This window comes from Ruminiclostridium cellobioparum DSM 1351 = ATCC 15832 (genome assembly GCF_000621505.1).
Classification (GTDB): Bacteria; Bacillota; Clostridia; order Acetivibrionales; family DSM-1351; genus Ruminiclostridium; species Ruminiclostridium cellobioparum.
Genome location: NZ_KK211289.1, coordinates 239,671 through 258,477 on the forward strand (window position 1 = coordinate 239,671; position 18,807 = coordinate 258,477).

The 18,807-nt window shown below is 38.4% G+C and carries 21 protein-coding genes; 4 read left to right on the forward strand and 17 right to left on the reverse strand.

Going from position 1 to position 18,807, the window contains the following annotated elements; translation table 11 throughout:
* The first annotated feature begins 307 nt into the window (after window positions 1-307).
* The 3 genes from T344_RS0120430 to T344_RS0120440 are packed head-to-tail and all read left to right on the forward strand — an operon-like array spanning window position 308 to window position 1,580.
* The gene (locus tag T344_RS0120430; protein ID WP_027630229.1) at window positions 308-865 is read left to right on the forward strand and encodes a glutathione peroxidase; all 558 of its coding nucleotides are present in this window, start codon (window positions 308-310) and stop codon (window positions 863-865) included.
* Window positions 855-1,109 (forward strand): TIGR03905 family TSCPD domain-containing protein, encoded by a 255-nt coding sequence (locus T344_RS0120435; RefSeq protein WP_027630230.1) that lies wholly within the window; start codon window positions 855-857, stop codon window positions 1,107-1,109. Before T344_RS0120430 ends, T344_RS0120435 begins: the two co-directional genes overlap by 11 nt.
* 45 nt (window positions 1,110-1,154) lie before the next feature.
* Window positions 1,155-1,580 carry a MarR family winged helix-turn-helix transcriptional regulator gene (locus tag T344_RS0120440; RefSeq protein WP_004623757.1) on the forward strand — a complete coding sequence of 142 codons (426 nt, stop codon included), beginning with the start codon at window positions 1,155-1,157 and terminating at the stop codon, window positions 1,578-1,580.
* On the opposite strand, the gene T344_RS0120445 is transcribed toward T344_RS0120440, so the two are convergent.
* The 12 genes from T344_RS0120445 to T344_RS0120500 form a co-directional block, all read right to left on the reverse strand.
* A complete protein-coding gene (locus T344_RS0120445; protein WP_084331292.1) occupies window positions 1,577-2,257 on the reverse strand; it encodes a hypothetical protein in 681 nt (226 codons plus the stop codon). The genes T344_RS0120440 and T344_RS0120445 overlap by 4 nt on opposite strands.
* Window positions 2,250-2,696 carry a hypothetical protein gene (locus T344_RS0120450; protein ID WP_027630232.1) on the reverse strand — a complete coding sequence of 149 codons (447 nt, stop codon included), beginning with the start codon at window positions 2,694-2,696 and terminating at the stop codon, window positions 2,250-2,252. The genes T344_RS0120445 and T344_RS0120450 overlap by 8 nt, the downstream gene beginning before the upstream one ends.
* Before the next feature lie 33 nt (window positions 2,697-2,729).
* Window positions 2,730-2,876, reverse strand: coding sequence for a hypothetical protein (locus T344_RS31280; protein ID WP_169738708.1), 147 nt, complete (start codon window positions 2,874-2,876; stop codon window positions 2,730-2,732).
* Window positions 2,877-2,879: 3 nt separating this feature from the next.
* Window positions 2,880-3,050, reverse strand: a complete 171-nt coding sequence (locus tag T344_RS31285; RefSeq protein WP_169738709.1) for a hypothetical protein — start codon at window positions 3,048-3,050, stop codon at window positions 2,880-2,882.
* A 92-nt stretch (window positions 3,051-3,142) separates the two neighbouring features.
* Entirely contained in the window at window positions 3,143-3,307 is a 165-nt protein-coding gene (locus T344_RS31065) for a hypothetical protein (protein WP_154669464.1), read from the reverse strand.
* Window positions 3,308-3,317: 10 nt separating this feature from the next.
* Window positions 3,318-4,457: a hypothetical protein gene (locus tag T344_RS0120470; RefSeq protein ID WP_051572098.1), complete on the reverse strand. Its 1,140-nt coding sequence runs from the start codon at window positions 4,455-4,457 to the stop codon at window positions 3,318-3,320.
* A 10-nt stretch (window positions 4,458-4,467) separates the two neighbouring features.
* On the reverse strand, window positions 4,468-5,406 hold the full coding sequence (locus tag T344_RS0120475; RefSeq protein WP_027630234.1) for a hypothetical protein: 939 nt from the start codon (window positions 5,404-5,406) through the stop codon (window positions 4,468-4,470).
* A gap of 1 nt (window position 5,407) precedes the next feature.
* The gene (locus tag T344_RS0120480; RefSeq protein ID WP_027630235.1) at window positions 5,408-6,922 is read right to left on the reverse strand and encodes an ATPase, T2SS/T4P/T4SS family; all 1,515 of its coding nucleotides are present in this window, start codon (window positions 6,920-6,922) and stop codon (window positions 5,408-5,410) included.
* Between the two features lie 2 nt (window positions 6,923-6,924).
* Window positions 6,925-7,803, reverse strand: coding sequence for a P-loop NTPase family protein (locus tag T344_RS28905; RefSeq protein WP_207641862.1), 879 nt, complete (start codon window positions 7,801-7,803; stop codon window positions 6,925-6,927).
* 89 nt (window positions 7,804-7,892) lie between these two features.
* Window positions 7,893-8,531, reverse strand: coding sequence for an SAF domain-containing protein (locus tag T344_RS0120490; RefSeq protein WP_027630236.1), 639 nt, complete (start codon window positions 8,529-8,531; stop codon window positions 7,893-7,895).
* 202 nt (window positions 8,532-8,733) lie between these two features.
* Complete coding sequence (locus T344_RS30015) at window positions 8,734-10,362, reverse strand: serine/threonine-protein kinase (protein ID WP_084331293.1); 1,629 nt, start codon at window positions 10,360-10,362, stop codon at window positions 8,734-8,736.
* A gap of 314 nt (window positions 10,363-10,676) precedes the next feature.
* Window positions 10,677-11,567, reverse strand: a complete 891-nt coding sequence (locus T344_RS0120500; protein ID WP_027630237.1) for a radical SAM protein — start codon at window positions 11,565-11,567, stop codon at window positions 10,677-10,679.
* A 177-nt stretch (window positions 11,568-11,744) separates the two neighbouring features.
* Here T344_RS0120500 and T344_RS0120505 point away from each other — a divergent pair, with 177 nt between their 5' ends.
* On the forward strand, window positions 11,745-12,701 hold the full coding sequence (locus T344_RS0120505) for an alpha/beta fold hydrolase (protein ID WP_027630238.1): 957 nt from the start codon (window positions 11,745-11,747) through the stop codon (window positions 12,699-12,701).
* Window positions 12,702-12,792: 91 nt separating this feature from the next.
* On the opposite strand, the gene T344_RS0120510 is transcribed toward T344_RS0120505, so the two are convergent.
* The 5 genes from T344_RS0120510 to T344_RS0120530 form a co-directional block, all read right to left on the reverse strand.
* Window positions 12,793-14,025: a glycosyltransferase family 2 protein gene (locus T344_RS0120510; protein ID WP_027630239.1), complete on the reverse strand. Its 1,233-nt coding sequence runs from the start codon at window positions 14,023-14,025 to the stop codon at window positions 12,793-12,795.
* Between the two features lie 151 nt (window positions 14,026-14,176).
* Entirely contained in the window at window positions 14,177-15,259 is a 1,083-nt protein-coding gene (locus T344_RS0120515) for a polysaccharide pyruvyl transferase family protein (RefSeq protein ID WP_027630240.1), read from the reverse strand.
* Between the two features lie 15 nt (window positions 15,260-15,274).
* Window positions 15,275-16,711 (reverse strand): alkaline phosphatase family protein, encoded by a 1,437-nt coding sequence (locus tag T344_RS0120520; protein ID WP_027630241.1) that lies wholly within the window; start codon window positions 16,709-16,711, stop codon window positions 15,275-15,277.
* A 1-nt stretch (window position 16,712) separates the two neighbouring features.
* Window positions 16,713-17,516, reverse strand: a complete 804-nt coding sequence (locus tag T344_RS0120525) for a radical SAM protein (protein ID WP_027630242.1) — start codon at window positions 17,514-17,516, stop codon at window positions 16,713-16,715.
* Window positions 17,517-17,526: 10 nt separating this feature from the next.
* Window positions 17,527-18,771 (reverse strand): radical SAM protein, encoded by a 1,245-nt coding sequence (locus T344_RS0120530; RefSeq protein ID WP_027630243.1) that lies wholly within the window; start codon window positions 18,769-18,771, stop codon window positions 17,527-17,529.
* Window positions 18,772-18,807: the final 36 nt, after the last annotated feature.

Below are 18,807 nucleotides of genomic sequence, written 5' to 3' on the forward strand. Positions count from 1 at the left end.
CCGATTTCTTCTCTCATTGCAACACCATTTGCTTTCAATGTGGTTACATCGGATTTTAACTCTTTTATATCAGCTTTAACCTCTTTAAACTGCGATGTAAAATCAGCATACATTCTGGTCAATAATTCAAATGTGTCATCAGCCACTTTTCATCACACTCCTTTCAAATATTATATCATGATTTCGCAAGAAAGCATGATACTAAAATTTTATTTATTTTCCTGGTTGACATACAATTTATTATTTTATATAATTCAATTGTATCCAATTTAATTATATAAAATATACGGGTTAGGAGGATGCATTAATGAACATTTACGATTTTAAAGTCCTGGACGCACAGCATAATGAGATACAAATGGATACGTATAAGGGCAAAATCCTTCTGATAGTAAACACTGCTACCGGATGCGGTTTTACACCTCAGTACGAGGGCCTGCAAATGCTATATGATAAATACAAGGATAAAGGCTTTGAAATTCTGGATTTCCCATGTAATCAATTTCTTAACCAGGCACCGGGTTCAGATTCCGAAATAGTCAGCTTCTGCCAGACAAAATTCGGAGTTACCTTTAAAACTTTTTCAAAAATAGATGTGAACGGGAAAAATGCCGAACCCCTGTATAATTATTTAAAGTCCATAACCCCTGATGAACAGCAAAACAGTAAAAAATCTGCTATCGGAAAGGGTCTTGCTACCATAGGGCAAAATCTGCTGGGAACCAATATTAAATGGAATTTCACAAAGTTCCTGGTAGACCGGAACGGCAAGGTTGTTGCAAGGTATTCACCCATGCACAAACCTGAGGATATTGAATCACAAATTATTGCCTTACTTGAGGGAGGATATCAAAATGTCACATGAGTTTTACCCTGAGGGAGTATGTCCCATGCAAATAACTTTTGATCTTGAAGGAGATATTGTAAAAAACGTAGTTTTCAAAGGTGGCTGTGACGGAAATCTTAAAGCCATTAGCAGAGTTGTAGAAGGGATGTCGGTAGATAAAATAGAAGAATTTTTCAAAGGAATACAATGCGGACACAAAACAAGTTCCTGTACCGATCAGCTTGCCAGAGCCGTCAGGGCAGCATATGAAGAAGATGTGTAGAATGTAACGCTTTATTGTGAGATTTCATTGTGCTATGGAGGTTATATGAATTACGACTCATTAAAATTGGGAAATCAATTATGCTTTCCGTTATATGCCTGTTCAAAGGAAATTATCCGGAAATACAAACCGTTTCTGGATCCTCTGGGATTGACATATACTCAATATATAGCTCTGATGGCATTATGGGAAGAAGATAATTTAACTGTAAAAGCTCTGGGTGAAAGGCTTTATCTGGATTCCGGAACCCTTACTCCTCTGTTGAAGAAAATGGAGGGTCAAAAATTAATTAAGCGCATAAGAAGTTCGGAGGATGAAAGAAATGTTTATATCAAATTAACTGAAGACGGCAATCTCCTGAAGGATAAAGCCGCAGCTGTCCCCGAGCAGATAGGCAGATGCTTTTCTTTGTCAAATGAAGAAGTGCTTTTTTTACACCAAACTCTGCACAAAATTTTAAAACAAATCTAGTGGCCTCTTTCAAGTTTTGCTCCTGCAAAGCTTGAAAGGCTAATTTTTCTTTTCGAAATCAATCCTTTTATTTCCATATCTCTTATTAGTGCAAACAAATATGTTCCCTTTTCAACCATATTTGTTCTGGGATTTCCGTTGATATAAATGCCTGTCTTGTCACTATCCGGCCACAAACGGGAAAGGGCCGTGTTTATGATATTTTCCAGTTCTGACGGTTCTTTAATTTCTCCCTGTTCAAAGGTGCTGCCATTGGCATGAATGGTGTATTTTAGGCTGCCATTTGTCAATGTTGTGGAACATAATAGCAGGTTATTATTTATATTGATACTTGATAAGCTTACATTCCTATAAAATATTTCATTGAAGGCAGCACTTGCCGTACTCATATTAATTTCAACACCTTCCAGCAGCTTTTTTCCGGAGGTATCTGAAAAACCCTTTGACATTTCTTCAAGATGCTCTGCCTTAATTTGTTGTGAAGCAGCTGTAACAGCATAATCCATTGCCTTTGAAACTTCATTGCGCTTGTAGGTATAAAGAGAATAGTCGGCAATGTTTATAAAAATCATCAGTAATAGTACTATCGCTGATAATCCTATAAATAACGTACCCAGTCCGCCGCCTTCCTCATTTATTGGCAGATTACTTGTTATACGGCTTATTTTTTTACTCATCGGTTTGCTTTTTTTCAACTCTGCAGATTGCTTTTGCCCTGTAATACAACTTTCCGTTTTCAACCGCAGAATTTCCTTCTATCCTTGAAGTTAAGCTCTCATTTTTTGACTGCACCTTAATGCTGAAGACCTCTCCCCTGTCAAGAATCCCTCCTGTCGTATAGGGAAGCAGCCCCGATACCGACCCGTTTGAGTTTATTGAACCGGATTCAAGTATGACATTTTCTTCCGCGAAGTCACCTAATTTATTCAGGTTTGTAATCATTTCTTCTTTGTCTCCTTTAGTCAAAACACCTGTTATCATTACCTTGTGTGCCGCAGTATCTATGGTATTCTTTATATACCTTTGCTTTGTGTCAAATTCATAGAAGGCCAGGGCCTTAAAAAAGAGCAGTGCAATAACAGGTATAATTATCAGGAAAGCATATATTTTATTCAAAATCCCAAACCTCCGTTTTATAGAGAAAAGTTTTTACTTAATATTTTCACTTAGATCCTGTACTGTTTTATATACTTCTCCGCCGGTATCAGAGATAAGTTCCGTAACCGGAAGCACAGTACCTATAACCAGTGCAATGCACAGTGCAAACATAATTATTGCAATTAATATATTTTTCATTGGCTACCTCGTGATGGCCGTAGATAGTGAACTGACTTTGGTATCCACGGAATCCATCTGTACCTCAACCTTTTGTCCATTTTCTCTGCCATGCTCGGCAAGTGGCAATATTACAGCTATCAGCAGTGCCATTGCTATGGCAAACATAGCTATTGATAATATAATTTTTTTCATATTTCCTGGCTCCTTTTATTTTTTAAATGATTTTTTATTCCCTGTAATTGATCGCTTAAAGTTTGTTTTATTCAACCGGGTTTTTACATTAGCTACCTGATCACTTCAGTTAGCCTGGATTTAACTATTTCTCCCTGCAAAACTGCTTTTTGGCCTGCAGCCGTCCCGTGTTCGAACAACGGTATTATGACTCCTATAATAAGAGCCAATGCAATGGCCAATAATACAATAGATACAATTATCTGCTTAATCTCCAACCACCTCCTGCTAGATATAATCAAAGGCCTTATAAACTATGTCAAGCATAGGATCCAGCATTAGTCTGGCCAATTCATAAACCAGCGGCACTATACTCAGAAATGCTGCCAGATCAATAAAATCCACAGTTTCATCAGCTGTCATGATAATAGCCTCATCTCTCTCAATAATTTCCCGCTCAAGGATCTGAAGAGCAATTTCCTTATCTGTCCGACTGTATATCTCTAAAATGTTGGCTATTTTTGTAAGACTTTTTATGTTTCTGTTCTTCAAAAAGTTAAAGGCCTTGACCTTATCGTATTTAAAAAGATGGGAGAATTCCCTGAAGAATTTTGAATATATTTTTGAAGACCTCTCCAGTTGATTGATAATATCAAGGGTTTTAATACCCTCAACTTTTGAAAGAAGTTCAAAAACATATTCAAGTTTGATTATTTCTCTTTTGTATACAGAACCTTTTATAAGCCAGCTTATAATAAAAAACATATCGGGTATAAATGAAGAAGGAATCATTGCTATGAGGTGTTTAAGGTGAAAGGTTTCGATTAACTTTACTTTTTGCCAGGTGTCCAGAAACCATTTTGTTTTTTCGTCCAAAAGATGTCTATCCGACGTATTTAATTGTTCTGCAATTACATCTTCAACCATATTGTATTTCTCTGAATAAATGCTGCCCGACAGCTTCCTGGAATCAATATTCTCCAATATTTGCTTGTAAAGCTGGTATTTAGTATGATCTACAGTTTCTGAACGGCCAAAGAGGATTTGATCAGAGCCCGACGTCTCAACTATTATTTTGGCTTGATAGGCTGTGTTGCTGTACAAAATCGCCAGAAATAAACCCGTAAAGAATAGCAAACAAAGGAATTTCAAAAAATAAAACTGCGAAAGGCTTATTCCTGCTTCACTAAGTTCAAGTATTTTAGTCAGATATCTGTTCACCAGCGTTTTTTTGTTCTTTGAGATAAAGTTTAGCGGGGCAGATATGATTTTATGTTTTGTGACCCTTTCCAATAAAAATAATAAGGGTGTCTTGCCCTCCTTTTCTCTCTCAATATATACCGAAGGTCTTACTGCTTTATATAAAACCCCGGATGCAATCAGCAGGATTCCCAGCAAAGCGGCAAAAATCATCAGCCCTTTAATCATGTTGTCCTCCTTATATTCTTCTCAGTATTCTTACCATCAATAGTGCACCCAGTGAGAATACGGCAATTTTAGCAAATGAAGCAGTCACATTATAATAAAGCCCTGTATTTGTACCTAATATGGTCTTATTTAGAAGCAATATGACCGGAAGACTCAAAATACTCGCGCCCACTGTAAAAACCTCATACCATATGAGTCTCTTATTTTTCTTTTTTTCAATATTGTTGTACCTGGTAATAGTCCGGTTTAGCTTATAAAGCTGGCCTATAAGTTCACCTCCGTTCTCACGGTAATTTACCAGCAGCAAAACAAAAATATTGAACCAGGTATCATTAATCCTGTCCCTCACTTCACAAAGACTGTTGTTCAAATCACTGCAATCGGAAGCCCTTGATATAATCCTGCCCAGCGACCGGTCCATATTCCTGCCGCACTCCAGAAGTGCCGGCTTTATCCTGCAGTGCAGCATAAATGAACTCCTGAAACCATCAATTAAGACGGGTATTTTCATTCTAAGGCTATACTTCATATAATCAACGATTAACGTAAATACATAATACGGAACCATCATGCACAGAAGGAAAGTTACAAGTTTGGTATACCAGAGATTTAAGACCCCATTCAAGGCCAGGTACATAAGACTCCCAACAAGAGGTAAGCCAAGGGTAAAAACTGCCGCTATTCTTCTCTCGGCCAAAGCGTCCAATAAAAAGTATGATATGGAATTTGAAAGTTTACGGGATAATATTTTCAAGGGAAACCTGTTTGTGAAAAATTCAATGAAATAAAGATATTTGGCTTTCTTTATGTTTTTAATATTTTTATAATTTAATGGAGCAACTTTGTATACCGATACGTATATTCCGGCTAAAACCAGCAGCAGCCCCGCCAGAAGAAATGAAAGAAAAGGATTGAAATGATACAGCACACCTTTTACTGAATCCAGCATATTATTTCCCTCCGGATATTCTTTCCGGCTCAGGACCGAACAAACCTTTAAGTTCCTCTATATCCGAATTTGACATTTCATACTCCATGCATGACAATATCTGTTCCCTGGACAAGCCCTTCTGATTGACCCAATACTGTCCTTTCTCCCTGTCAAATACAAACAGGTCATTTATCTGAAAGGACATGCCTTCTTCATTTGCAATAACCTCTGAGACCTTATATACATACCTTTGTCCGGTTTCCCTGTCAAGCTTGATATGTACCACAAGATCGACTGCGTCAGCCACATCGAACTGGGCTTCCCTGTAGTCGGTATAATACCCCGTCTGCATTAAAAGCTGTCTGAGATCATGTATCATTCGTCTTGTACTTGAAGAATGGAAGGTAAAAAGGCTTCCCCTGGCCTGCCTTAACATGGCTTTTATCATTTCAAAAGCTTCATAGGAGTTCCTTACCTCTCCATAGATAACTATATCTCTGTTTAACCTGAAGAAGATTTCTGTAATGTCGGAAGGTTTAAAATCTTTTGTATACTGCAGTTCCACAATGTTTTTCTCGGGATAGTTGGTTGAAATATTCAGCTCATGTATATTCTCTGCCAGTCCGATGCTTATATCGGGATCCAGCTGTTTGATAATAAGTTCATCTGCGGCAGTAGTCTTGCCTGAGCCCTGTTCTCCTATGATTGCAACATTTCGTCTGCCTTTTCCCGCCAGCAGCTCAATGATTCTTGCTATCCTGTCCTCTACAAATTTACTCCGGTATTTCATCAACTGGGCTTTTGAGGCAAAAAGTCTCACATTTACGACATAATACTTGGACAGTGGCGGTCTTAAGGCAGTGACTCTGGAGCCATTTTTCAATATGGCACTTACCAGCGGATATCCTGCATTTATCTCTTCCTTTGCTGTGGATGTAAGCCTGTTCTCTATGACTTTACGGTAGCTCTCCTCATTCTTGAAAATGAAGTTTGAATTGGGGATATGCCTTTTTATTCCATTGTACTGAAGCCATATGTAATCTCTTCTGGTACAGGCAATTTCATTTAGCATGGGATCAAATACAAGCTCGTCCAGTATTCCATAACCATATATCTCTTGGTAAATAATCTGCGTCAGCTTTTGAAGTTTGGTATCAAATTCGTCAAGCTCACTTATGGAATATTTGCTCAGATAGCTGCTTATTTCATTGTCTATGGGTTTTACAGCCTCTTTGGCTCCGGTATAAATATTTTCATAATAGTTTATATGATACTCTTGCAATAGTTGATCAATGTTATCGGAGTTTATAAGATCGGACTTCTCGATTAAAATAAAGTAAATGCTGTTTTGGATAAATTCCCGCGCCTGTACACTACCATCTATAGCCAGGAGCTTCTGAGTCTGCCTGATCGCTTCAAGATAACCGGCACCTCCCTCGTGTATCTCGTTCATACCTGCAAAACCATTGATCCGGAGTTCTTCCTCAATATAATTCATAAGCTCCGCCAAACATAATCTTTGTAGTATTCTCATTTTTAACTCCATTTCTGTTTTGTATAAAGGTATTTTGCTCCTGCTATGCCAAACCGTCTGAGAAACCGCCCAAATATACCGCTGCCATTGGTCATCCCGTCACCGGACGTAATGCTACCGGCTTTACCGTCGCCAGTTACACCGTTTTCTGCTGCAATCCCCAGTTCCTGAAGCATATAGCCTGATATTTTTTCAACGGATTTATTACAGGCAGTTTCTCTCTGTAGGTACAGGTGGAGGCTATTGCGGTTTTTCATTTCCTGAAGTGTTTCACAGTACTCATGTGTAAAAACTTTATTTAAACCAAATCTACGCTTCAAATCAGATACCTTTGGATAAATATTACGGTATTTGGATATCAAATGAACTGTTTCCTTATTTGCAGAAACTTTCTTTTCTGACGGTTTCAATCCATTTATGCATTCAATATCCTGACAATACAGCTTTAAAATCATATCTGCCTGGTGAAGCACAAGTTTGGAAAGGATATTCTCACTTTCCGAAACAGTGTCGACGATTATTAAATCAAATGAACTTTTCAGCATCTCAAACAAATCTGCAAATTTCTCAGCATTTTTAACAGCATAGCTGTTGGTCATTTTATAGCTTCCAAGAAAGCAAATATCTCCGTACCTTGGTATAATTCCTTGAATTATTTCTTCCTTCATATTTTCAAAAAATTTATAGTTTATCAGGTCTTCAAGTCCGGTGTCCGATGAATCAATTCCAAACAATCTATACAGCGAACTGTGCTTTAAATTTAAACAGCAGACCAATACCTTTAATTTTCTATTACCGGACATTTGATTTGCAAGCATATATGTAACTACCGATTTGCCTGATTGTTTGGAGTCCGACCAAACTGCAAGTATTTTCCCCATATTAACCTCCCAAGCCATATTATTATGGCTTTGAGCCGCTTAGCGGCCACAAAATGTAATGAAATCTCTTCACTACTATCATGAATCTTTTATTGCTGTGACTCATCACAGTACAATTCATATATCAGCTTACCTTCTGTTATTGCAGCGTACACCTTACGGCGTTCATCCTCTCCAAGCACAAGCTCCATGTAAGCGGTCCTTGAATTGATACCTGTTATAGAATCAATTGAGTTCCCATTTTCATCAAGCATGTCGGTAACCATAACTTTTTTCAAAATTGTTTCTATTACCTGACCTGTATCCTTTTTTAACCGGATATCAATGTATGAACCCTTTCGGATTAAATTTGCAAGTCTTTCCTCAACACTGGCAGGAAGAATAATTATTCTCTCATCCTGCTCATACCAATTGTTTTTATCGAGCAGGTCATATCCTCTGAAGTAGTCACTTTTTGCTATTCTCCCTACAGTCTTTTTACCGATAACATTCCCAATATCAGTTTCCATTGCCTCACTAAGAGCGGATTTCTGAATCTGCTTTGTTCGTACATGTTTACTCTCAATGACCGTCCCCGGCTCTATGTCCGCTGCTGCGATAACAGCGGGCACGTACTGCTCGGTATCCAGGGGATATTTCTTAAAAATATAGGCCAAAGCTACTGAACTCAGTATCAGAAATACCCCGATACAAATCAGCGTTGTTTTAATAATAATTCTTTTTCCCATATTAACCTCCATGAGCCACATTTGTGGCCACAAAATGTAATGAAAACTTATATCCTTTATCGCAATGTGGCGAATAAAGGAGGTTAATTGGCCATGTGCGCTTTCAAAGTATTGCTAAAATACTTTGAATATTTCGCACGGCCATAAATCACAGGTTAGTTTTGGAAGACGAACGCAAGTGAAGTCTTTCAAGCTAACCTGGTTACCCTCTGCCTTTTATTAATTGCTTTAATTTCATATGCGGCCTTGCTCCGGGAGGTTGAATGATTTCTGTGACAATGCAGGAAATAGCTTTTTCCAGCCTGTCCGAAAGCAACCTCCCGAATTTCAAGGGTTCTCCAAAGCCGCTGTACATCCATTCGAGGTATATCCTCTGATCATACGGAACCTCAAATTTTCTTGAAAGAGAAATAAGTTTTTGTAAATGGTCTTCATTACCCTTGCTTTGAAAAATGCTTTGAAGAAGATCGTATGAACTTAATTCTCCCTTATAGAATTTGTTGATTATAAAAGATGCTCCTGAAATGAGGTCTGAAGCCATTACTTCGACATCAAGCCGCGCTCCGAGCCCTGATATGTTATACGGATTCATATCGCATACCAGAAAAATGTGATTTACGAAATGCTCAATCAACTTGAGAATTGAAAGCTCAGCATCAACAAAAATGGAGGAAAATTGAGTCTGAAGCTTCGAGAAGTGTTTATAAAGGATTAAAGGATCAGTATGATCATCAGGATACGTTTTTAACTTGGATTTCAGATTTCCAAGATTGAGATAATACAGGTCTGCCGTAATCTTTACAGGTTCGGCAGAATCAGTGGTGCCCCTCACAGCCAGACTTTTCTCCAGTGTATGGTTCTCACTTAAATCAACAATACATACAGGTTGTGAGCCCTTTGCCATAAACGCTGCCACAGCTGCTGTTATGGTGGATACTCCCGTACCTCCTGTGCCGGCAAAGGCAAAGATTCTGGTAAGATAATAAGTACTTCGTTTATCATATACAATACCAGGCGGTTTATTGATATTATTCAGTCTCAAATCCTGTAATTCTTTCATCAACTGTTCTGCTCTTTGATATCTGAGCTCCGGACTGGACTGAATACATTTATGCAAAACCCTGAACAGCCCGGGTGACATATATTCTTTATATTCATCATTGTAATAGGATTGGATGGAGTTCAGAGGATTTATATCTGAGATCAGCTGTATAAGTGTTATTCCAAGTGAATATATATCTGTACCTGGGCTGACATAAGCCCCAAGATACTGTTCGGGAGCAGCATATCCCTTCGTACCGATAAAGATTGTCTCGGCAGGCAGTGTTTTGTCAGCCTCCGCATCGGTATCATCATTTTTTAAAAAGGATGATACCCCAAAGTCTATCAGCTTCACAAAACCATCCTTCGTAAGAATAATATTATGGGGTTTCATATCTCCATATATTATTGGATCGGGCTTCTGTCCGTGCAGGTAAACCAGGACACTGCACAATTGAATCCCTAATTCTATTATTTTATTTTCTTCGAACTTTCCTTTACGTTCAAGTTCCTGAAGCAAACATACACCTTCAATGTAATCTTCGATTATGTATATTTTAGCTTCGTCTTCATAAACATCACATATTCTGGGCAGAGCCGGGTGGTTTAAACGCTTTAGTATCTCGGGCTCAATGTAGCCGCTAACCGAGGTTTTCCGGTCCTTTGGTATCTCCTTGACGGCCCAGTAATTTCTCAGGTTTTTGTTTTCTGCCAGGAATACCTCACCACAGCCGCCCTTACCCAGGGATTTTATGTATTTATATTTTTGAAAGAATAAATTGTCCTGCATGATAGCTCCTCATAGAAAATAGCTGAAATGAAATCTTTGAACAAATATTGACTAAGCTTATTAGCAATATTACAGATATGAAAAACAAGAAAATCCGCTCAGTTTAATTAGTAATTACACTAAATTTTTAAAATTATAATTCCCCATATTCTAAAAAATTTTGAAATTAATTTTCAAAGACTCTTGATTTGAATTTACAGGAAAATGATTTCATGTAAATGACTGTCAGTAATGTAAATTATAAACCAATTTATTCCATAATGCAACATTTATTTTGTAATTTTTCAAATATTTTTCAAAAAAAGGTATAAATATTATACTCCTTCAAGATTAAAATCAGGAATGTACTGCGTGTCAGAGGATTGCCTTTCCTGGACGTAGCCTTCCTCCAGCCCCAGTTTATATAAGTGATCAACAACCCTTTCATATTCTCTTCTGGTAATGGGTCTGTTGATTTCAGGAAATTTTTCGGCAGCATAAAACGGTGTATACTGGCTCATTAAAGATACATACACACTTTTGGGAAGGTTCTCCTTGATCCAATCCAGTATGCTAATACTTTCTTTTGTATGCCCGGGAAGAATGAGATGTCTGATGATCAAACCCTTGCGGATTATTCCGTTAGTGTTCAGAATTGGGCTTTCCACCTGCCTGAACATTTCGAGAATAGCTTTTTTACAGACCTCAGGGTAATCCTTAGCTCTGGAATACTTGAAAGAGGAAGCGTCAGTGGAATATTTCATATCCGGAAGATAAACATCAACCAAACCTTCCATGGTTTGCAGTGTCTCAACGGTTTCATAGCCATTGGAATTATATACTACGGGAACCGTAAGGTCGTTGGCTTCTTTTAATGAAGTCAGGGCCTGCTTTATAGGGCTGGTATAATGAGACGGATTTACCAAATTGATATTATGTGCACCTGTATTTATGAGTTCTTTAATTATTTCCTGGAGCCGCTCAACAGTTACCACTTTTCCATAGTTGTCCTGGCTTATCCGGTAATTCTGACAGTATACGCATTTGAGGTTGCAGCCCGAGAAAAAAATAGTCCCTGAGCCTCTTATTCCGCTGATACATGGCTCTTCCCACATATGCAAAAATGCCCTTGCAACTTTTGGCTGTTCAGGCACTCCGCAATAGCCGGCAGCAGTTTTTCTTTCCATATTGCAATTTCTCGGGCATTGACTGCATAATTGATTCATATGATCTTCTCCATTAAGCATATATTGCCAGTTTTATTGATATTGGCGCAACACATGGTCTTTAGACATTATCAATAAAATTACGTAAAATATACTGTATTTACATTCCTAATAAATAAAAATATAATAAAACTTGAATAAAGATTAGTCAATAGTAATTTCCGGAGGATTTGACCAATGCAACTTAAGCCCGTTGCTTTCGCAGAAAGAAAGAGCGTATTACCCAAGAATATTTTTCTCGCTATTTTATATATATTTGTACTTGTATGTCTGGCAATAGGTGTTATTTCCTTTTTGTCGGCCTGGAAAATAACCCACCCGGCAAAACTGAATACGCCGCAGATTTCTTCTAATATCGCACCTGATTATAAGAATGTAAGTTTTTACTGCAGTGAAACCAAGGAAAAAATCAACGGCTGGTTTTTCCCCTCCATCGGCTCGAAAACCACAGTGCTTATGATTCATGACTATGGCCGTAACAGACTTCAGTTTGATGAGGAAACCTTTAAATTGATTACAAGATTTAACAATGAGGGCTTAAACGTGCTCACCATAGATTTAAGAGGGTCAGGCAACTCATCCGGTTCAATTTCCACTTTTGGGAAAAATGAAACTACCGATGTTTTGACTGCAATTAAATATCTGAAGCAGCAGGATACCGAAAAGATAATCCTTATGGGTTTTTCAACCGGCGCCTCCTCCTGTCTGTCCGCCATTACCAAAACCCCGTACAGGGACAGTATTCTTGGCATTGTAGCAGACAGTCCCTACGCAAAGATTGATGACTACATAGATTTAGCAACAACAGAGGGCAGCTGGCTGCCTAAATACCCATTCAAATATTCCATTGATTTTATTGTTAAGAAGCTGTCCAAGGTTAGCGATGATATGGACATAATCCCGCAGATCCCGGATATCATTCCCACACCCCTGCTTCTGATTGACGGTGCCCAAAAGGAATTAAACACTTCCTATAATTCAAAGCTGCTTTATGAGCTGTATTTCAGAAAAAGCCCTGTGCCGGTTCACTACTGGAACTCAGGGGCCAGGGAATATGGGCAAAGCTTTATAACGGCACCTGACAGGTATATGGAAACTGTGGTTGAGTTTATAAAGGAGTGCGTGGAGGCTTAGGAATTATAACCCTTCCCGGGCCTCCTAAATACCGGGATATAATTCTTATTGCAGTATTGGCATCGTATTTTATGTCACAGTTTTGCTGCAGTCAGTTTAACATACACCTGATAGAATTTATCTCGGGATCCTCCTGCAAAAACTCTTCAATATTGTCAAACTGTTTTTTTGCTTCGATTATATTCTTTTCATTAATCAAATATCTGATATGCAACTTTTTAAATGAAACCCAGCCTTCAGCAAAATCGGCTGCCGCACAGCAAAATTCTCCCATAAAACAATATTCAGCAAGGCGGTCATCTGAAACATCATCTATTTTCAGCAGCCATTGTGCAACACCCATAAACAATGCATGACGCATACGCTGCCTCTTTTCAGCTTCGTTTACCAATGCTCCAAAATTTTCTCTGGCCGCAAGCTGAGCTGTGTACGAACATGTAAGCATTTCATATAAATGACTTAGTTTTTCTGAATCGCCAATCTTAGCCTGCAGTAAGACATTTACAGTATCTTGCAATGCATTGAGATATACTATTAGTAAAAAATCCTCATTTTTTGGCGTTACTGCATTATGATACCTCAAATAATCCAGTGTAGCTTCATGCAATATCCTATCAGATTTTACACGTCCCGGGTGAAACTGATAGGATACTGACTTGTTTGAAATATAATATTTGTGAAGGGATTTTGCAAGAATACCGATGCGTTTTGCACATTTAAAAGCCAACAAAGTATTATATGTGTCTCCTCCGTAAGCTGTCGGGAAATTAGAAACTTGTGACGAATCCTGTACTGTGCTACGTAATGTAAATCCCTTATATAATTTACCCCAAAATGTTCTCATAAAAACATGATAATAAGCAAAATAATCTGAGAAAGTGCGATCATACAGAACCATATCCAGCGGCAATATTCTTTGTCCTACCAATTTATTATTTTCAGCTACATCTAAAAAGTCGCTTCCACAAGCAGCTATATCAAGATTATTTTCCTGCATAAATTGCAGCATATCAGCAAAAAAGGTAGGCTGATATTCATCATCCGCGTCAAGTGTACAGTAATAATCACTATCTTCAATATTATATGGTAAAAGCAGACACTCTTCCGTCTCCATGTAAGCGCGGTTTACAGAGTTATAAAATGGCCTTATCCGGGAATCCAGCCTGGCATAATCCTCCACTATAGCACGGGTTCCATCTGTTGAACCATTATCGCATAGATAATAAATAAAATCACCATGTGTTTGCTCCAATACGCTTTTAATTGCCCTCCTAAGGGTTTTTTCAGCGTTATATGCGTATGTTCTGATATATATTTTACCCATTTATTAGCTCCCCTTATTATTTTCAAGTGTTGAATGGTTCTTAGTAAAATCAGAAGGCCTTACACCATCGGTTGTCTGCTCTGCAACAGAAGTCTCTTTTTAAGCTGTGGCATATAAATGCCATTTTATTTTACTGAGACCTAATTTGATATTAACTCAAAAATGTTAATACACGATCATTCACTGTATTTCCAATATATTGCGGCATCTTACCGGTAAGCATTTTTTTAATTTGCTGTTCATTTGACATGAGCTTTTGAAATGTTTGCTTCAAGACTTGCCCATCCAAAACAGCTTCGGTATTTATTACATAGTCGGACATACCTAAATCCGAGGCAATCCCGAACGCCTTAGAGGAATATCCGAGCGCCAGAGTCGGCACTGAGGATGAGTACGCTGCAATGGTTGCATGAGTCCGTGCAAATATGCCAAACCGAGCTCCGGAAATGATGGATTTATATTGTCCCGCCGAAAACTTATCCGAAACCAAGATTATCCTTTTTGTATTTGCAGCCTTTATGAAAAGCTCCTTCAAAATCCCGAAATCATTATCTGTTTGTGCCAGAACGTGAGGTACAAGTGCTATATTCAGGTTCGTTTCATCCAATAAAAAACAGATAAGCTCCTCAATTGCAAATTTTACTGCCGCATTTTTACGCAAAATCAACGGACTAATATTAAGCGCCACATAATTTGATAAATCAAATTCTACCGGCTGGGGTTTCAGTGTAAACGCAATATCTGAAACCTTTATAACATTAGATAAACCACACCTGACCAATGCATCATATGTAATACATTCCCGTGCTGTAATAAGATGATGGGTGTTTAAAGCCTTCAGCATTTCTTCATCAATTGCTTCAGGATCAATGGAACAGCTCCACAAGATACTGGCCGCGCCTTGCTCCAATGCCTTATAATGTATCATGGAATACCTTTGCCAGTTCCTATAGCAGTAGTTATCTCCCCCTATATGAATACATACGGTATCAGGAGCAATACATTTGAGCGTTCCGGCATAAATCTGCTCATTCGTATCGCCTTCCATATTGCGTTCAACAAATTCGTCGGCGTCAATGGAAAATTTCCTGTCCTGATCGGGAAAATGAGTTGAAAGAGTGATTCTGCAGCCAGGTGAGTACTGCCGGAGCAATGCGATTGTCGTACAAACCAGCGCTTCCGCACCATGGTTAAACGAACCGCCATGTCCGTATATCAAATAGTGCCGATTCAAAGCTAGGTTACCTCCTCAAAAAATCCGTGTATGGTACATTTGTTTATTGACATCATCATAATATCCGCAGTATACCTCATCATAATCGCTCATTTTAAAATTATCAAACGGCACAAAACCGGCAACCCGTGGATTCCCCAGAAAAATCTCCTCATATTTGGCTATGCCAATCACTGTAATATCGGCGAAACGGTTGGCAATATACAACTCGTTTATCACAATATCCGTTATACTTACAGAGTGAGTCTGCAAAAGCCCTATTGATTTTCGCTTGATAGCATTTGGTTTATATAATTTCTCTTCGTTGATAACCTCTTTATCAAATACATCCATCACGAAGCCGAATCTGCACTCAGGAATTTGAATATCAAACATTTCCAGAAGAGTCGGATAGATATCTACTGTTCTCATTCCTGATATTGAAGCAGGGCGGATGCCTTTTCCGGCAGCGATGAAAGTACCTTTCAGAGCGTGAGCGGTAAACAGCAAGGCTCCATTATGTGCCTCAAAAGCAATATACCCGTTTTGAAGCCACAAAACATCATCACGGGCTGCAAATGCCTCCTTTTGAACTGCTTTATCAGAGCATGGAATTAAATCCTTGAAATTCTGCTGCCCATGGTCTGATAAGAAGATGGAAATTTCAGGCTTCAGAGCATCAATCAATTCCCCCATAGTCTCATCCAGCATTTGATAAGCTGACAGCAGCACAGGATTATTGTCACAACACATGCTGCAGTGTGCAATAAGGTCGGTAGTAGGAGTAAATAAATATAACACGTCAACCGGATGTTCAGCTTGAGTACGCATAATAGCAGTGCTCCAGTAGTCTAATTCCGCTTTAAAATTGGGCAGCGCATCCTGAAAACAATATTTTGAAACTGCTTCTTCGGCTAAACTTGGATTCCTTTTTAACTCTTCAAAGCTATACCCTTGCTGTGCAAGAGTTTTAGGGTACAAACGTGGGGGCGGCTCTCCATTAAGGCAGTAAGCCACAGAAATATCTTTAGTACAAAACTGAATATGCCGAGGTGCTTCGCGATTATGAATAGGTGTATTAATAGTCTCATATCCAACAGCCACTGTATAACCATTGATCGGCACAGGCGAATCACAGGCAACTGCCGCCCACAACCCGACACTCAGCCCATATTCATTTAAAACTTCCCAAAATGGCTGCAGTTCATCAAAATCATTCATAACGGGTTGACGGATCTCTCCACGTACGTTTGAAGTATTTATTTGGTGCTCTCCAGGTTCAAATCCGGTATAAATTGAAGCCCAATTTTGTTCAGACGAATATGAACCGTAGTATCCCTTTTGCACATAAGCAGAATAAGCTGATGATACACCTTGTTCTATTAACCGGTTGAATGTAGGAAATAATTCTTTGTTTTTTAAAATTATATTTGGTTCAACCGAATCAGCCGCCACAATAAGTGCTTTCAGCATATCATATCTGCCTCCCTGCAGGCACACGCTTTGACATATCTTCTGTGCCGTAGTATCCGTTACAATAATCGCAAGCAATAATTTGCTCGGCTTTCATTAATTGACGCAACTTGTCTTTTCGTTCTTCAATATCGCCGACAAATATATCCAGGTAATCTTCATCACGAACCGGAATTTTACCAACTTCAGCCCCGCGTATAGAACGGCCGCACCAGTGCATTTGTCCACCGCGTACATACCATGACCCTCCGCGGTTAACATGTGAGCATTTAGAAAATACCTGCTTCAATTCCGTTTCGGTACGTCCTTGCTGAATAAAATCACCTTGGTCTACCCAACCGTTATAATATTGCTCATCTCCGAAATATTTCAAATATTTGAAGGGAATCTTATTTTCTTCAAGAGTCCTTTGCAACTCAATACTTATATTCGGTTTTACACCGTAATCACTTGCATGTACAAACACACGGTCCTTGTATTCTTCCAGAACCTCCATTAATTGCGGCTTTATAGGTACAGCACAATTTGTAAAAATCCAAAGCGTATCAAATTGCGAAACATACTCAAAGCAAAGTTCCAGCATTTTGGGTAATTCGGTATGCAATAATGGCTCACCTCCGGTAATCTGCAGCTTTTCAACATGGTCAACCACTTCAAATATAGCCTTTAATGTCCTTGAAAACTCCTCCACTGTCATGTGTGGACGGTATTCATATTGCGGTACGAGTACACCGCATAACCGGCACCTCAAGTTACAGCGCATAGTTGGAGTTAAATTAACCATTGGTAAATTTAACTGTTCCATTAACTCCTCCTTAATAAAATTTATCAATTAATAAAAGCTCTTTAGTCTGCTCAGCTACGGGAACCTTATTCTCAAACTGGGAACAATGATTACCAAAACAATACTTGCAAAACTTAAAATACTCACCGGTTTTTGAACGAGCTCTAAAATTCAAAATCCTATCTCTTAATTCCTCAGCAGATTCATTGTCCGACAAATCCACATAATCACTTGGCGTATCTGATACTACGTTCATATTATTCATAACACTTCCCGGAGAACAAAGTGATATTTTCCCATTTTGGATCATCAATACATTACATGCTGTACAATGTTTAAACTTTGAGACTAACTCTTCTTCTGTTGAATCAAGATATCCGAATTTAGGGCCCTCATCCCAATAAGTATAGTTTGTAACTTCGTATTTGATACAGTTCTTATCCAATATATTTTTTATGGTATCAACTTTTGTTGAAAGTGCGCCATAATGTGAAATGCGCATCGAAAACCTTTTTTCAGCTTTCATTGCTTCAATAAGATCATCGTTTGGAATAATAGTTCCATTGGTAATAGCATAAATGCGATCAATGCGTTTTTCTTCAGAAAGGCTTTTTATCATATATGGCAGGTCAGGATGAAGTAATGGCTCACCCCCATAAAAATCAACGACTCTGATATGTCCCAGTGCATCCAAAATACGTGTAACATCCCCTAGTATTTTCTGTGAATTATAATGGCATGGTGATGAAATGTATGGAATAATCGTTGAACAATGCTTACAGCGCAAGGAGCATTTGGTTGTGATATTTAAGAATATCTGATCTATAACTTGATTATTTGCCTTTTGTTCTAATACTGCCGCAAGATATTGCTCAATAACCCTCACAGCATAATCAATTTCCATCCAGAAGTTATAGGAACTAAAGTCAATCATCATAAATAAAGATGTACAGTCAAACACTTTTGTAAATCCATACTTTCTTAATTCCTCCTCTATACTGTTATGAAAAGAAGAGGTAATTATAATAACTGCATCCTGATGGTTCCGTTTAAGTTCTTCGGGAGAAATTATCTTATGGTCACAAAAGGTTGTTCCCCATTTATCTCTAGCTATGTCGCAAAAAGCCATAAATTCTATTCCTTGCTTTTTAAGACAATGAGCTGCCACGCCACCGACTTTTCCTGCGCCCCAAAGGACAAGATTACCTTTATATCCAGGAAAATCAGGTTTTTCCCAATCGCTAAAATATTCCGGGTGTGGGTAATTGTAAATCATAAAAGCCTCCTTTATAACATAGCCAAATATTTTAAT

Bases quoted from the DNA above. Each gene is read 5' to 3' on its own strand.
- T344_RS0120430 (WP_027630229.1), top strand. From the start codon at position 308: ATGAACATTTACGATTTTAAAGTCCTGGACGCACAGCATAATGAGATA.
- T344_RS0120435 (WP_027630230.1), top strand. From the start codon at position 855: ATGTCACATGAGTTTTACCCTGAGGGAGTATGTCCCATGCAAATAACT.
- T344_RS0120440 (WP_004623757.1), top strand. From the start codon at position 1,155: ATGAATTACGACTCATTAAAATTGGGAAATCAATTATGCTTTCCGTTA.
- T344_RS0120445 (WP_084331292.1), bottom strand. From the start codon at position 2,257: ATGAGTAAAAAAATAAGCCGTATAACAAGTAATCTGCCAATAAATGAG.
- T344_RS31280 (WP_169738708.1), bottom strand. From the start codon at position 2,876: ATGAAAAATATATTAATTGCAATAATTATGTTTGCACTGTGCATTGCA.
- T344_RS31285 (WP_169738709.1), bottom strand. From the start codon at position 3,050: ATGAAAAAAATTATATTATCAATAGCTATGTTTGCCATAGCAATGGCA.
- T344_RS0120470 (WP_051572098.1), bottom strand. From the start codon at position 4,457: ATGATTAAAGGGCTGATGATTTTTGCCGCTTTGCTGGGAATCCTGCTG.
- T344_RS0120475 (WP_027630234.1), bottom strand. From the start codon at position 5,406: ATGCTGGATTCAGTAAAAGGTGTGCTGTATCATTTCAATCCTTTTCTT.
- T344_RS0120480 (WP_027630235.1), bottom strand. From the start codon at position 6,922: ATGAGAATACTACAAAGATTATGTTTGGCGGAGCTTATGAATTATATT.
- T344_RS28905 (WP_207641862.1), bottom strand. From the start codon at position 7,803: ATGGGGAAAATACTTGCAGTTTGGTCGGACTCCAAACAATCAGGCAAA.
- T344_RS0120490 (WP_027630236.1), bottom strand. From the start codon at position 8,531: ATGGGAAAAAGAATTATTATTAAAACAACGCTGATTTGTATCGGGGTA.
- T344_RS30015 (WP_084331293.1), bottom strand. From the start codon at position 10,362: ATGCAGGACAATTTATTCTTTCAAAAATATAAATACATAAAATCCCTG.
- T344_RS0120500 (WP_027630237.1), bottom strand. From the start codon at position 11,567: ATGAATCAATTATGCAGTCAATGCCCGAGAAATTGCAATATGGAAAGA.
- T344_RS0120505 (WP_027630238.1), top strand. From the start codon at position 11,745: ATGCAACTTAAGCCCGTTGCTTTCGCAGAAAGAAAGAGCGTATTACCC.
- T344_RS0120510 (WP_027630239.1), bottom strand. From the start codon at position 14,025: ATGGGTAAAATATATATCAGAACATACGCATATAACGCTGAAAAAACC.
- T344_RS0120520 (WP_027630241.1), bottom strand. From the start codon at position 16,711: ATGCTGAAAGCACTTATTGTGGCGGCTGATTCGGTTGAACCAAATATA.
- T344_RS0120525 (WP_027630242.1), bottom strand. From the start codon at position 17,516: ATGGAACAGTTAAATTTACCAATGGTTAATTTAACTCCAACTATGCGC.
- T344_RS0120530 (WP_027630243.1), bottom strand. From the start codon at position 18,771: ATGATTTACAATTACCCACACCCGGAATATTTTAGCGATTGGGAAAAA.